Origin of the sequence: Viridibacillus sp. NPDC096237 (assembly GCF_050278625.1) — a bacterium.
In the GTDB taxonomy this organism is placed as follows: Bacteria; Bacillota; Bacilli; order Bacillales_A; family Planococcaceae; genus Viridibacillus.
On record NZ_JBNNTI010000036.1, the window covers coordinates 1 to 13,732 of the forward strand.

A 13,732-nucleotide genomic window follows, 5' to 3' on the forward strand; every position below is an offset into this window, starting at 1 on the left:
TCAGAGCTTTCATTTTAACCAAAAGGGTGGATTCTGTCTTTTTATTTTGTTAAATGGAAATTACTTGAATGAAATTTACTCATTTAAAGTTAATAGCTATTTTAATGAGAAAAATAAATTTCCGTCATTGGGCTTGGAAGCATACATTTTTTGCTGCACTATCGATGGCTCTGTTCCAACCATTATTTTTTTCATCGGTACGTTTGACCGGTGTTGCAATTGGAACGGTCGTAACGATTGGCAGTTCGCAAGTATTTGCAGGTTTAATTGATTGGATTTACTTCAAAAATAAACCGACACGTACTTGGGGAATAGCCACATTACATGCTATTGTAGGGTGTGTATTATTGTTTGTGAATAAAGGCGAGGCAACTGTGAAGCCACTTGGTATTGCCATGGCACTGTGTGCAGGAATCACTTTTGCAATTTATACACATGTGAGCAAGGCGTTATTGGAAAAAGAAGATGCGTTGTCAGCAGTGGCTATGACATTCTCTATTAGTGCGTTATTATTGTGTCCAATCTCATTAGTGTACGGAATTGAATGGGTTGGACAAAATGCAAACTGGCTACCACTAGCATTCATGGGCGTATTCGGTACGAGCATCGCATATTTGCTGTTTTTAACGGGCTTACAAAGAATATCATCATCCTCAGCAGTGACACTTTCACTCGGAGAACCATTAACGGCTGCTATTCTCGGTGTTTTTCTAGTTGGAGAGTATCTAAGCTTAACATCTTGGGTTGGCGTTGCGATGCTACTCGGTGGTATTTTAGTTATTACATTTAGCGGTCGAGCAAAAAAAACCAATGAAATTTTAGCTACTTAGTTTAGGCTAAGTAGCTTTTTTATGGAGAAAATGAAGCGGAGATATGATTAACGTAAGCTAATTTAAGGATTACGGATGAGAAATAGGACGTGAATATTCTGCTAAATAACAATCGGTGGAGTTAGTGCAACAATCAGTAGAGATAGTGCAACAATCAACAAAGTTAGGGCAACAATTAATTGTGTTAGCGCAACAAACAACCGGGATAGTGCAACAATCGCTGCTGAACGGACGTCTTCAGTATTTAATGTAAACCTTAAGAATTTCTTCATTTTTATGATAAGGTGGTCTTAAGATTTGATGTGTATTATAAATGTTATAGAGTTGAGAGATTAATGAGTGAGTAAAATATATATTTAAATTTGTTGAGGGATGAGGTGCGAGATATGGCAAATTATACGGTGCTTGTGACGGACGATGATCAAGATATTCGTGATGGAATTGAGATTTATTTGAGAAACGAGGGTTACAACGTACTAAAGGCAGCTGATGGTCTTGAGGCGTTAGAGATGCTTGCGGAAAATGAAGTACATTTAATCATTCTAGATATCATGATGCCGAAAATGGACGGCATTACGGCGACATTTAGGATTCGCGAAGAGCGTAATATTCCTATTATTATGTTGAGTGCGAAGGCGGAGGACTCTGATAAAATACATGGGTTGTCAGTTGGAGCTGATGATTATGTGACGAAACCATTTCACCCGATGGAACTTGTGGCTCGTGTGAAATCGCAAATGCGTCGCTATGTGAAACTTGGGACTTATAATGAGCAACAATCGAAAATTGCTGTGCAAGGAATCGTACTTGATCAAGAATCGAAAGAAGTTACACTTGATGGGGAGCCAGTGAAACTAACGCCAATTGAGTTTAAGGTCACTGAACTACTGATGGCGCATGCTGGTCGGGTATTTTCAATTCAGGAGATTTATGAGCGCGTTTGGAACGAGCCTGCATACAATGCTGAAAATATAGTGGCTGTTCATATTCGAAAAATAAGAGAAAAAATAGAAGTGGATCCAAAAAATCCACGTTACTTGAAGGTGGTGTGGGGAATTGGCTACAAAATCGAAAAATAATAATGCATTTTTATGGTCAATCCTCGCATTATTTATAGCGGTCATTAGCCTGACGTATTGCTTATCATTTATTGTAGATTTAGTAGATCTCAGCTTTGCAAGAACAACTAGAACATTTGCTCAGCTAACGAGATGGATGGGGGGAGCGTAGTAATGAAGAATAATTCAAGAGGGCTCTTTAGTTTATTATTAATGTCAATTGTTCTATTCAGTGTTTTTTCTTTAATACTGCAAGGACCAAAGTATATTGGGAAAGATTACTTTGATTCGGATAGCTTTCAATCTAAGTTGGATAATTTTACATTTGATATTGGACCTTTATTATTAAATCCTATTGATGCTGAAGAGGCGAAAAAGACAATTACAGTAACAGAGAATGAAATTGAAGAACATCGAAATAGATACGGTACTTTGAGCGAACAAGTTGAAAATATTAATAACCAGTACCAACATCGTATTGCACAAGCAATTGATTCTAATGCAAAAAAAGTAAAAGAGACTCTAATAAAAGAAAGAGACTCTAAAATAGATGACATAACGAAGAACTTTGAAGATGATGATTATATTAAAAAGAAAATTATAGCAAATAAGAAAAAAGCAATAGATAATTACGTGTTAGAAATGAACAATCGAAAAAAGGATTTGTTGGATACCTATCGATTCTTTGCTTTCCAGCTGACCGATGTAGATACACAAAAAACGATGACATATGGTGAGATAGAAAGTCCAGCAGCATTTAGTATTAAATATGGTAAAGGAACAAATTTACTTAAAACGTACAGTGTGTCGAATAGTTACCCAGAAGATATGCATGATAACAATAGTTATTCATCCACGGATAAAACGTATCAGTACGAAGGGAAAATTACAGTTCCAAAAAACGCATTAAAATATACTGAATTTGAGACAGACTATAATACTTTTAAAAGTAATCAAGTTTTGTACTACATTATTTGGCTTTTAGGATTTGTAAGTTTAATACTATTATTAACAGTATGTAAACCAACCAAGCAAACATTAATACAAAACAATGATATCACTCTTTGGATACGTAAATGGCCGATGGATGCACAAATTATGGCATTATTAGTATCTGTTTGGGCTTTGTTAATCAACATACAAGGGATAATATATAAACTTGAAGACCTTAATAATTATAGCAGACGGGAAAATGTGATAGGGCAAGTACTAAGTTTTGGATTCCCATTTATAATTCTTTGCTTCTTATTATGGATTTCCTTAGCACAAGCTGTTTCAATTTTAGAGAATTTAAATAGTGAAGAAAAGCGACTAAAAGCATACGAAAGAAGCTTTGTAAAAAAAGTATTTGAGAATTTACAAGATCTATTTTTAAATCGTAGTCTCGGTTTTCAATCAGTTATTTTGGTAGGTATTATTTTCTTAGCAGGTGTTGGCTTTGCTGGTGCGATGGTTTTAGGGCAATTATTTGTTATCTATATACCATTGTTCCTATTTATTGCTTTACCAGCGACAATACTATTCTTAATCAGAATGAGCTATATAAATCGTATTATGAAAGAAACAGAGCAAATGGCTGCAGGTCGTCTAAGCAACGAAATTAAGATACAAGGTAAATCTGCCTTTGCTAGACATGCACGTAATCTAAACGAATTACGAGATGGGGTTCGCACGTCCATCTCTGAGCAAGCGAAAAGTGAGCGCTTAAAAACAGAACTAATTACAAATGTTAGTCATGATTTACGTACGCCATTAACATCGATTATTACGTACACAGATTTATTAAAAAACCCAAATGTCACTGAAGAAGAACGCAATTCATATATTGCGATTTTAGATAAAAAATCACAGCGTTTAAAGACGCTTATAGAAGATTTATTTGAAGTATCGAAAATGGCTTCAGGTAATATGGAGCTTCATAAACAGAGGGTAGATTTGAATCAGTTACTACAACAAGCTCTTGCTGAACATGAAGAAGACATTACAAAATCCGATTTAGACTTCCGTGTGAATACACCTGATGGCCCGTTATTTGCTTATGTGGATGGTCAAAAATGGTGGAGAATGTTGGATAATCTAATCTTAAACACATTGAAGTATGCGTTGGAAGGCACACGAGTATATGTAACACTAAGTCAAAAAAATGGTGAAGCTAAGTTTGTTATAAAAAATGTAACGAAATATGAGATTGGCGAAAATGTTGAGGAATTATATGAGCGCTTTAAACGTGCAGATGCTTCTCGTCATACAGATGGCTCCGGACTAGGATTAGCTATTGCACAATCAATTGTAGATTTACATGGAGCTCGCATGAAAATTGAAGTAGATGGTGACTTGTTCAAGGTAACAGTTAATGTTGTATCAGTTTATTAATAGGAAAACCCCAGATTGCTACTACGCAATTTGGGGTTTTTACCGTTATGTGAGATCTTCCCATGCATTAATATATTTGATTTGATACATAGCTTCAGTTGATTTTTGGAAGTAAGTCACGGCTTTTTTATATTCATGATGGTCATATAATAGATTGCCTAAAAGGATAGCATATTTTTGGACGTTTTTAATGTCATTTATTTGTTGGAAATGATCAATAGCATTGGCAATTAACTTTTCATCAAAGGGAATTAGCTGATGTTTCATTTTGAAAATTTCGAAGTGATACAAATAGGTTGCCGCGTTGTCGGCTAACTCATGTTCTTTAATAAGATTTAGCCCTTTTTCGCACCATTTCAGTACACAATCTTTTTGATTTAGTTTCGAATATTCTTTAATGATTGAATGGATAGTAATAAGAATACTGATAAGATTAGTTTTAGTTTTATAGCTTTTTTTGTAATAAGAAATAGCCTTTTTTGCATGACCTTGAAGAGCATAAATAAAGCCCATATTTTGCGACAGTAGACCTTCAAATTGTCGAAGTTGATGCTTATGACAAAATAGTGAAGTATCTTTTAAAATTTGTTTGGCACTAGCATAGTGACCGTTTTGTATGAATGTTGCGACAATTAAGGTTTTACAATCGACAGAGCGAGAGAAGTATCCTAGAGATTCGTATATAGCACTAGACTTCTTTGCATAATTAAGCGCGTTTAAGTTTTGGTTTAAGGAATAATAATTTAAAGCTAATATATAGTAGTAATCGGCTTTTTCCCAATCTTCTAACTGGATATTAGGTAGTAAGTTTATAGATGATTCCAAATAAGAAAGTGCTTTTATATAATTGCTTTTTCTATAATGATAAATATTAGCATTGACGTTATATATATAACTTTGACGCTCATCTAAATTTTCTTCCATTGCATAAAAGGCTGTTAAAAAGTGTTCTATTTCTTTTAGAGGTTGCTTAGAGACTAAAAAAAGCCGGAACAAATACAAATTATAATAGTAAAAGTTTTTTTGTTCATCAAACTTTATTTCAAGGTTCATATAATGATTCACTTTGTCCTTTGCAGCTAGCTCATTACGAGTTAGTACAATAGATTTGTAGTCTTCATAGAGGTTAGCCATAATTTGATCTTCATTTTCTTGTGTAAAGTGATTTAAATCAATTTGTAAACGTGTAATTAAATCGTCGAGTACTTCAGTAGAGGGAATTTTGTTTCCACTTTCAATTTTACTTAAATAAGAAGTAGAACAAATATTTTCTGCAAGTACTTTTTGTTTCATGTTTTGTTTAATACGTTCTGATTTAATAATTTGTCCAATATTCTGCATATATATACCTTCCATAAATTATACTATTTTGGATATTACACTAATAAAATAATTTTAGAATCGGTAAAAAGAGTGATTTTGTGTGACGAAAATGATTATTTGTAGAGTCTAAACTCATAAATGTAGGAAAATTTAGATGATTCTATAAAATGAATAGTGTTATAATATCATATTTCTACTTATTATCACAAAAAAGGGGGGGTATAAGAATGGATTATTGTAACCAACATCACTTATTTTACTAAATGATGTTGGAATGCATAGACGGCTGCTTGAGTGCGATCTTGTACTTCTAGTTTAGCTAATATATTACTGACATGTGTTTTAACCGTTTTTATTGCGATGAAAAGTTCGTTGGCAATATCTTGATTGGCCTTTCCTTGAGCAATTAATAGAAGGATTTCCCGCTCACGTTCTGTTAAATCTTCATGAAGAGGGCGATCAGTTTGTCGTAAACGCTTCATCATTTTGTTTGTAACTTCAGGTTCTAAAACAGGGGTACCATTTGCAGTTTGGCGGATAGCGTCTGCAATTTGCCTTGCATTAGTTGTTTTGAGTAAATAGCTTATAGCTCCAGCTTCTAAAGCGGGATAAACTTTATCATCGTCTAAAAAACTTGTGACAATCATGATTTTCGCTTGTGGCCATTCCTTAATAATAGCAGCAGTAGCTTCCGCACCTGTCATAATGGGCATGACCATGTCCATTAAAATAATATCAGGCCGATGTTGTAATGTAAGGTCAAATGCTTCTTGACCATTTGCCGCTTCTGCAACAACCTCCATATCAGATTGTGATTGCAAATACGCAGATACACCAATACGTACCATCTCATGGTCATCCGCTAATAATATTCGAATCATCTGGTTCATGCTCCTTCTCTACTGGGATTTTCACTTCTATAACAGTTCCTTGATTTGGAACGGAAACAATTTTACAAATACCACCTATTTCAATGGCACGTTCTTCAATGTTTTTTAAACCATAAGAGCCAGCTTTCTCATCGTATTCTTGGAAACCGACACCATTGTCTTGTACGCGGAAAATAGCAAGATTATCACGCTCTACTAGTAAGATATCAACTTCAGTGGCCTTTGCATGGCGTAAAGTGTTGGATAGAGTTTCTTGAGCAATTCGAAATAAGTGATCTTCTGCACCTTTCTGTAAAGAAACTTCCTCTAAACGATGATGTATGTTGAAATAAACCTTTTGTTTTAATTCAAACAATAAATCTTCAAGACCCTGAGCCAGTGATTTGTTGTGCAGAGCAACTGGTCGTAAATGTAATAATAGTGCACGCATTTCGAGTTGGGCTTGTTGTACAATTATCTCTGTTTGTTTTAATGGCTTCGTCACATGTATCGGTAAATCTTCCGGTACTGTTTCATTAACTGTCGATAATAACATAGAGGCAGCAAATAATTGTTGAGATACGGAATCATGCAATTCGCGAGCAAGTCGTTGTCTTTCTTGGATAATTCGCTCTTGAATTATTTTATCCTCAGCCTCAGCGCGTTCATTTGTAATACGTTGAAGACTTTTCCGTTGTGTGATGATTAAGTCTTCAGCAGAATCTAGAGATTTTCGAACGCTTTTAGATAAATGTTTCGTTGATACTGGTGTGTTCTTCTCTGTTTGTATTAAGGTTTGTAGTACATTGGCTAATTCTTTTTCTTTACTTTGCGTCAATGAAATAGACCAAATAGCAACACTAATACTGAATGTAGCTAATAATGTTATAATCCACAAAGCAAGTGGTAGTTCCAGGTAATATAACTTCCATAGAGGGGACCAAGTATCTAATTCAGGCATTCCCCATAAAATGAAGAAAATGAAAAAAATAATTGCAATTTCAAAAAAGAAAATTGATAGAAATCTTGGGATAAGTAATCTCATTTACGAATCACCTCAACATCCCCGAATAGAGTTGATACAGTAATAATAAGCTCAACAGTTGATTCAACTTCTGGATTGTAGCCGTCTTTCATCGAAATTGTTTTATTCCACAAACGTGGCATTTTGTTACCAAAGAGCTGTACATCTCCGACAAGGGTATTAAAATGAATACGTACTGGAACTTCGTATGGTACTGCAATACGTACTTTTCCAAAACCTTGGCGGATTGAAATAAGAGAAGTGCCTTTTGGTAAAAGTGTTTGTGTTGTATCTATTGTTAAATCACTAACGATCCCTTGCACGTGAATATCTTGCCATTCATAGGCATTAGCTGGTGTACTTTGTAATGAAAAAGCTTTATTTTGAATAATAGGTTGGACCTCAGATGGATTGTAATCAGACTGATCTGGTAACGATATCGAGACGGGAGTACCTTTTTTTAGCTGCCATAAAATATATACAAGTGTTACTACGACAGCTATGCGTAAGCTCCACATTGAAAATAATGAAATGATACTGATAATAGTACCTATCCAAAATGACCATTTTCGTCGTTTACTAATGCTCATATAAATCATTACGATGCCAAGAAGGGCGAAAATAATGCTACCATTACCGAAAAAAGTCACTTCGATAAAGACCAGCAATACAGAGATGATCAGTAACATCGTCAGTTTATTTGTTGTAATTTGATTCATGTTGTTCCTCCTTCTTCGCATCATAATGTTCAATTAATAGAAAAACTTAAAGGAGAAGGGCATCTGCCTTTCTCCTTTTTAGTATAACTGGCCTTCCAAAGAAGTCTAGTATTAGCTTAATTTTTCTTCATTAATTGTTATCGTTTTAGGAGCATTTTTTTCTAACAGCGCTAGGCGTTGCTCCATAGATGAAATTTCGTGCTCTTGATCAATTTTTTGCCCAAGACGCTCAATGTAAGCTTCCATCGATTCAAAAGTTTCTAACCGTTTACCAACTTGCCCGTTTGTCTCTGGATTTAAAACACGGTCCATTTGGTTATGGGCACGTGTGACATTTTCTTTCCCCATTAACTGGAGCTGACGAACTTTCATATCTTTAATTTTATGCTTCATTTCTTCGTATTTACGTTCTAGACCTAATAATTCTTCAGTTGCTTTGTTAATGCTATCTCTTAATACGATTTGTCGGTTTGCATAAGCAGACATTTCTTGTTCTGCAAAGCTGACTAAATCTTGTTCACCACTTAGGGTAGCAAGTTCTAATTGTTTTTGGCGTTTGTTGAACATTTCGATTGCCACTGCTAACTCATCTTCGAGTTGTTTTTTTAAAGATGCTTGGCGTTCTAACCATTTCCCAGTTTGCTCTGTTTGCTTTTCTGCTTCTCGGATATACTGATTTAGCATAGCAATAGGGTTTTTAGCTTCCTTTTTATCAAATACTGAATGTAAATCGGCCTCAAGAGTATATTTTAAACGTTGTAGTAAGTTTGCCATTATAATTTTCCTCCTTATTTAGATAATTCTTCCCATTGGTTTTCAAAATTTGTGAATGGATCATCTGTTTTTGCAGTAATGACAGTTGTATTTTCTTTACCGTCCCATTTACGAACGATATACCAAAGTGCAACGATTGCGATTAAACCGATGAAGCTAGGGATATTCGCTACAGCTGTTAGTAAACCTGCTATTGCAACAAGAGCCCAGATAATTTTTGCGAATGTTGATTCACTCTTTAGATAGAAGTGAATACCGGCATAAAGAATAGCTGCCGAAATAGCCAATCCTGCCATAGCTCCAAGTGAACATAAAATGGTGATAGCGGCGATGACGCCGATGATAAATAAACCGACTTTTTTCATAAGTTAGTGCCTCCCTTCGTTTGTATCTCCATATTACGCTAGGATTTGAATTGGACAAACGGCCTTGGAATGCATTTTCAACTAAGACCTGAGGCGTAGTTATTACTAGGTATGCTTCTAACAAGTTGTCTTTACGATGAAGTGCTATACTAACAGGATAAAGAATAAGGAGGAATTTTATGGAGAAGAGAATCGGGTTTGGATTAATCGCGTTTCTACTATATAATGCACTAGTTTATTATTTAGGCTGGAATGTATATACATGGCTCCATGTGGCCTTTTCTTTTGAGGGACCAGTCGTTTTTGGAGTGATTTGGGCCATCGTGGCTTATAGCATTCTTATTGAACGAATTCATCATAAGCTACACGTATTTAAAATTATAGGGAGCTACTGGATGATAGTTATTCAGTATGGCTTGCTGTTGTTCCCAATAGCGAATTTTCTTGTGTGGCTATTACCAGGCACACAATCAAAATGGCTTGGTTATGTTGTAGCCGCTTTATTGATTATCATTGTAGCCTACGGTAGCTATATGGCATACTCACCAGTTGTGAGAAACCTTACTATAAAAATACAAAAAACAAATCCGATACAAAAACAGTTACGTATGGTCATTGGATCTGATTTTCACTTAGGCATATTATCAAATAAAAAGCATTTAAAACGATTTGTGGAATTGTCCAATGAAGCAAAACCAGATGTTGTATTTCTAGTTGGTGATTTAGTTGATGATGATCCCGTTTGGTATGTGGAATATGGGATGGGTGAAGTGATGAAGCAATTGAAAAGTGCATATGGTGTATATGGAGTTTTAGGTAATCATGAATATTATGGACGTAAAATTCCATTATTTGTTCATGAAATGGCTGAATCTGGCGTAAACATTTTACAAGATGAAACAATTCTAGTGGCAGAGTCGTTTTATGTTACAGGAAGAGAAGACAAAACAAATACGAATCGAGCATCGCTAGAAACGTTAGCATCAAATGTTGACCACAAATTACCTTGGATTGTTATGGACCATACGCCCACTGATATTGAAACGCCGAGCAAACTCGGTGTGGATGTACATTTATCAGGACATACACATTTAGGACAAATGTGGCCTAATCAATACATCACACGAAAAACGTTTGAACATGATTATGGTTATAAATTAAAGGCAGCAACGCATACAATCGTGTCATCGGGATTCGGATTTTGGGGACCGCCAATTCGTACGAATAGCCGTTCAGAAATGTGGGTAGTAGACGTCGAGTTTTGTAAGTAATTTTTAACATAAAGGTAAAAGTTAAAAGTTGTTGATTGTGGTATGATAGTTTAGCTAGAAATGGCGTGAGGATTCGGCATTTCAATTATTAAAAGAATAAGGAGATACTATGGACTTTATTGAATTATTAAAGGCTCTTATTTTGGGCTTAGTAGAAGGTATGACAGAATTCGCACCCGTATCATCTACAGGGCATATGATCATTGTGGATGATATGTGGTTGAAAACCGAAGAATTTTTAGGAATGTATTCTGCTAATACATTTAAAATCGTCGTACAATTAGGCTCTATTTTAGCGGTTGTAGTAGTCATGTGGAAACGATTATTTAGTTTAATTGGTCTTTATAAAATTGAAGGTCAACCAACTAATCGTAAATTCAACTTAATTCATGTCATTGTAGGGATGTTACCTGCTGTAGTTTTAGGTTTTGCATTTAAAGATTATATCGATGACTATTTATTTGGTGTAAAACCGGTTATCATCAGCTTGGTTGCTGGTGCAATTTTAATGATTGTAGCGGATAAATTCGGACCAAAAAGACCGACAGTCACAACTTTGGATAAAATATCTTACGGTCAAGCGTTGAAAATCGGCTTAGTACAATGTTTATCATTATGGCCAGGTTTCTCACGTTCTGGTTCAACTATTTCCGGAGGGGTATTACTAGGTTTAGATCATAAAACGGCAGCGGATTTCACATTTATCATGGCTGTTCCGATTATGGCTGGTGCTAGCTTAGTATCTGTTTTGAAAAACTGGGAGTATGTGTCGATGGACGATATTGGATTTTACGCAGTAGGATTCATTAGTGCATTTGTTTTTGCATTACTATCGATTAAGTTCTTCTTAAAATTAATCGACAAAATAAAATTAACGCCATTTGCCATCTACCGCATTATTTTAGCGATTGTATTAGCAATTATCGTATTCTAATAGAAATTGAGTCTACCCTTTCTAAAGCGGGTAGGCTCTTTTTATATAGAAGATTTGTATATCATATAGTCCTTCTCATGGAATTTTCATAATGACATGGTACTATGAAAATAAAAAACGGTTGGTGAAAATAATGGTTGAGCGAATTTTAATCATAGAAGACGAGGAAAAAATTGCACGCGTATTGCAGCTGGAACTAGAATTTGAAGGTTATGAAACGGGAATTGCTCATACAGGAACAGATGGGCTTATATTATACCGCGAACAGCAGTGGGATCTCCTCCTAATTGATATTATGCTTCCAGGTTTGAATGGTCTGGATCTATTGAAGCGAATTCGTGCGACTGAATTTAATACACCTGTTATTATGCTTACTGCTAAAGATGATGTTGAGGATAAGGTAATGGGACTAGATCTGGGAGCTAATGATTACATGACAAAACCTTTTGAAATAGATGAATTACTAGCGAGAATTCGCGCCGCACTTCGCTTTAAACCACAACAACAGGAATTCGCTAAAGAGCAGGATGAATTTTTTCACGAGTATAAAGACTTGTCTATACATGAACAGACACGTGAAGTTAAAAGAAATGGTCTTTCTATTGATTTAACTCCGAGAGAATATGAATTGTTACTTTATTTAGTTAAGCATCCAAAGCAAGTCCTTTCACGTGAGCAAATCTTAGATGCTGTATGGGGTTATGACTATTATGGGGATACCAATGTCGTGGATGTTTATATCCGTTATGTTAGGCAAAAGGTTGATAAAGGAAGTAAAAAAACACTTATTCAAACAGTTCGAGGTGTCGGTTATGTATTAAAGGAGCAGGTGAATGAAGCTTAAGACAAAAATTCATGTTTTCTCATCGCTTGTCATGTTGATTATTCTGATGCTTACGATGATTGGAATTTATTTCTTATATGAAAAAATGGCCTATGACACAGAGTACAATCAACTGTTATCCGAGTCAAAAGAGCTTGTAACGTCTATTAGCCAAACAAGTAAAGTAAATGACCCAGCAACTATATTACGAGCATATCTCCCTCCAAGGGGTGAAATAAGACCCGTTGATAAAAATGGTAAGTCACTCGTTACGGTACAATCTACTGAAGTTATTGAGGATTATCATCCCAATATTGATGAGCATAAACGATATTCGGTGGAAAACTACGAGGGTATCCCAGTGTTATCAATGAGTATGCCGGCAATTTGGGTTGATGGTTCGGTGGTGCATATTCAAATGCTACAGTCCATGAAGGATGTAGCGCGAAATCTAGAGTTGTTACGACTTGTCTTGCTTGGTGTAACAATTATTGCGACAATTCCTATTGTACTATCAAGTATGACGCTTGGACGCATTGTTACTAAACCAATTCATCGGCTAATTGCTACGATGCAAGAAAGCCAAAAGTCAGGAACTTTTGAAAAAATAAATGTAGAAAATGACGGCCGAGATGAAATGGCTGAAATGAGTCGTACATTTAATGAGATGATGTTTCAGTTGGAGCAAAACTACCGTAAGCAAGAGCATTTTGTATCGAATGCTTCTCATGAATTAAAAACACCTTTAACTGTAGTTGAAAGCTATGCGCGTCTATTAAAACGTCGTGGTTTTGATAATAAAGAAGTGGCGAATGAAGCTGTACAAGCAATTTTAAGTGAGTCCATTCGCATGAATGAAATGATAAAACAAATGCTGGAATTAGCTAAAAATAAAGAGAATATTCCACTATCTATTGCAACAGTCGATATTTATAAAGTATTAGATGATACACTACATCAAATGCATCAAGCGTACGGGAGGGAATTTAACTTATTAGGAAATGGGCCCGCAATAACAAAAACTGATGAGCAAAAGCTAAAACAATTATTCTTTATATTCTTAGAAAATGCACGCCACTATAGTGAACGTGAAATCAATGTAAGTGTAGTAAAAGAAGGAACGCAATTTGTCGTCCGTATTCAAGATTTCGGCCAAGGCATTGCCAAAGAGAATATTCCTCATTTATTTGATCGTTTTTATCGTGTTAGTGAGGATCGCAATCGTAAAACGGGTGGTACTGGTTTAGGACTAGCTATTGGACAAGAAATTGCTGAGCGTTTAGCTATTAACATCACTGTATTAAGTACACTAGGTGAAGGAACTACAATCGTCTTGCGATTTGAAAATAGTAATGAGGAGGAACAATGA

At 35.4% G+C, this 13,732-nt stretch carries 15 protein-coding genes; 8 read left to right on the forward strand and 7 right to left on the reverse strand.

All coding sequences use genetic code 11. The annotated features are described in order from the left end of the window. Nucleotides 1-68: 68 nt before the first annotated feature. Nucleotides 69-830: an EamA family transporter gene (locus ACQKMD_RS16830; RefSeq protein ID WP_427753396.1), complete on the forward strand. Its 762-nt coding sequence runs from the start codon at nt 69-71 to the stop codon at nt 828-830. A 101-nt stretch (nt 831-931) separates the two neighbouring features. Here the strand turns inward: ACQKMD_RS16830 and ACQKMD_RS16835 are convergent, their stop codons facing one another. Further along, a complete protein-coding gene (locus tag ACQKMD_RS16835; RefSeq protein WP_427753398.1) occupies nt 932-1,102 on the reverse strand; it encodes a hypothetical protein in 171 nt (56 codons plus the stop codon). A 114-nt stretch (nt 1,103-1,216) separates the two neighbouring features. Between ACQKMD_RS16835 and ACQKMD_RS16840 the strand changes: the two genes are divergently transcribed. The 3 genes from ACQKMD_RS16840 to ACQKMD_RS16850 are packed head-to-tail and all read left to right on the forward strand — an operon-like array spanning nt 1,217 to nt 4,261. Next, entirely contained in the window at nt 1,217-1,909 is a 693-nt protein-coding gene (locus ACQKMD_RS16840) for a response regulator transcription factor (protein ID WP_427753399.1), read from the forward strand. Continuing rightward, nucleotides 1,887-2,060, forward strand: a complete 174-nt coding sequence (locus ACQKMD_RS16845; RefSeq protein ID WP_427753401.1) for a hypothetical protein — start codon at nt 1,887-1,889, stop codon at nt 2,058-2,060. The genes ACQKMD_RS16840 and ACQKMD_RS16845 overlap by 23 nt, the downstream gene beginning before the upstream one ends. 2 nt (nt 2,061-2,062) lie before the next feature. Then, nucleotides 2,063-4,261, forward strand: a complete 2,199-nt coding sequence (locus tag ACQKMD_RS16850) for a histidine kinase dimerization/phospho-acceptor domain-containing protein (RefSeq protein WP_427753403.1) — start codon at nt 2,063-2,065, stop codon at nt 4,259-4,261. 45 nt (nt 4,262-4,306) lie between these two features. Here the strand turns inward: ACQKMD_RS16850 and ACQKMD_RS16855 are convergent, their stop codons facing one another. The 6 genes from ACQKMD_RS16855 to ACQKMD_RS16880 all read right to left on the reverse strand — a co-directional run bounded on the left by ACQKMD_RS16855 (nt 4,307) and on the right by ACQKMD_RS16880 (nt 9,335). Beyond that, complete coding sequence (locus ACQKMD_RS16855) at nt 4,307-5,602, reverse strand: helix-turn-helix domain-containing protein (protein ID WP_427753405.1); 1,296 nt, start codon at nt 5,600-5,602, stop codon at nt 4,307-4,309. A gap of 233 nt (nt 5,603-5,835) precedes the next feature. Beyond that, entirely contained in the window at nt 5,836-6,465 is a 630-nt protein-coding gene (locus ACQKMD_RS16860) for a response regulator (protein WP_427753406.1), read from the reverse strand. Further along, nucleotides 6,440-7,498, reverse strand: a complete 1,059-nt coding sequence (locus ACQKMD_RS16865) for a sensor histidine kinase (RefSeq protein ID WP_427753408.1) — start codon at nt 7,496-7,498, stop codon at nt 6,440-6,442. The genes ACQKMD_RS16860 and ACQKMD_RS16865 overlap by 26 nt, the downstream gene beginning before the upstream one ends. Further along, the gene (gene liaF / locus ACQKMD_RS16870) at nt 7,495-8,196 is read right to left on the reverse strand and encodes a cell wall-active antibiotics response protein LiaF (RefSeq protein ID WP_427753409.1); all 702 of its coding nucleotides are present in this window, start codon (nt 8,194-8,196) and stop codon (nt 7,495-7,497) included. Before liaF ends, ACQKMD_RS16865 begins: the two co-directional genes overlap by 4 nt. Nucleotides 8,197-8,307: 111 nt before the next feature. After that, complete coding sequence (locus ACQKMD_RS16875; RefSeq protein ID WP_427753411.1) at nt 8,308-8,970, reverse strand: PspA/IM30 family protein; 663 nt, start codon at nt 8,968-8,970, stop codon at nt 8,308-8,310. Nucleotides 8,971-8,984: 14 nt separating this feature from the next. Beyond that, nucleotides 8,985-9,335: an ABC transporter permease gene (locus ACQKMD_RS16880; protein WP_427753413.1), complete on the reverse strand. Its 351-nt coding sequence runs from the start codon at nt 9,333-9,335 to the stop codon at nt 8,985-8,987. A 179-nt stretch (nt 9,336-9,514) separates the two neighbouring features. Between ACQKMD_RS16880 and ACQKMD_RS16885 the strand changes: the two genes are divergently transcribed. From ACQKMD_RS16885 to ACQKMD_RS16900, 4 genes are all read left to right on the forward strand, one after another. Further along, nucleotides 9,515-10,606: a metallophosphoesterase gene (locus tag ACQKMD_RS16885; RefSeq protein ID WP_427753414.1), complete on the forward strand. Its 1,092-nt coding sequence runs from the start codon at nt 9,515-9,517 to the stop codon at nt 10,604-10,606. A 109-nt stretch (nt 10,607-10,715) separates the two neighbouring features. Beyond that, on the forward strand, nt 10,716-11,540 hold the full coding sequence (locus tag ACQKMD_RS16890) for an undecaprenyl-diphosphate phosphatase (RefSeq protein WP_427753416.1): 825 nt from the start codon (nt 10,716-10,718) through the stop codon (nt 11,538-11,540). A gap of 133 nt (nt 11,541-11,673) precedes the next feature. Next, entirely contained in the window at nt 11,674-12,384 is a 711-nt protein-coding gene (locus ACQKMD_RS16895) for a response regulator transcription factor (protein ID WP_427753443.1), read from the forward strand. Beyond that, the gene (locus tag ACQKMD_RS16900) at nt 12,374-13,732 is read left to right on the forward strand and encodes an ATP-binding protein (protein WP_427753417.1); all 1,359 of its coding nucleotides are present in this window, start codon (nt 12,374-12,376) and stop codon (nt 13,730-13,732) included. Before ACQKMD_RS16895 ends, ACQKMD_RS16900 begins: the two co-directional genes overlap by 11 nt.

Coding starts and splice junctions, on each gene's coding strand:
- ACQKMD_RS16880 (WP_427753413.1), bottom strand. CDS start 9,335: ATGAAAAAAGTCGGTTTATTTATCATCGGCGTCATCGCCGCTATCACC.
- ACQKMD_RS16875 (WP_427753411.1), bottom strand. CDS start 8,970: ATGGCAAACTTACTACAACGTTTAAAATATACTCTTGAGGCCGATTTA.
- ACQKMD_RS16895 (WP_427753443.1), top strand. CDS start 11,674: ATGGTTGAGCGAATTTTAATCATAGAAGACGAGGAAAAAATTGCACGC.
- ACQKMD_RS16890 (WP_427753416.1), top strand. CDS start 10,716: ATGGACTTTATTGAATTATTAAAGGCTCTTATTTTGGGCTTAGTAGAA.
- ACQKMD_RS16865 (WP_427753408.1), bottom strand. CDS start 7,498: ATGAGATTACTTATCCCAAGATTTCTATCAATTTTCTTTTTTGAAATT.
- ACQKMD_RS16835 (WP_427753398.1), bottom strand. CDS start 1,102: ATGAAGAAATTCTTAAGGTTTACATTAAATACTGAAGACGTCCGTTCA.
- ACQKMD_RS16855 (WP_427753405.1), bottom strand. CDS start 5,602: ATGCAGAATATTGGACAAATTATTAAATCAGAACGTATTAAACAAAAC.
- ACQKMD_RS16830 (WP_427753396.1), top strand. CDS start 69: ATGAAATTTACTCATTTAAAGTTAATAGCTATTTTAATGAGAAAAATA.
- ACQKMD_RS16860 (WP_427753406.1), bottom strand. CDS start 6,465: ATGATTCGAATATTATTAGCGGATGACCATGAGATGGTACGTATTGGT.
- ACQKMD_RS16885 (WP_427753414.1), top strand. CDS start 9,515: ATGGAGAAGAGAATCGGGTTTGGATTAATCGCGTTTCTACTATATAAT.
- liaF (WP_427753409.1), bottom strand. CDS start 8,196: ATGAATCAAATTACAACAAATAAACTGACGATGTTACTGATCATCTCT.
- ACQKMD_RS16850 (WP_427753403.1), top strand. CDS start 2,063: ATGAAGAATAATTCAAGAGGGCTCTTTAGTTTATTATTAATGTCAATT.
- ACQKMD_RS16840 (WP_427753399.1), top strand. CDS start 1,217: ATGGCAAATTATACGGTGCTTGTGACGGACGATGATCAAGATATTCGT.
- ACQKMD_RS16900 (WP_427753417.1), top strand. CDS start 12,374: ATGAAGCTTAAGACAAAAATTCATGTTTTCTCATCGCTTGTCATGTTG.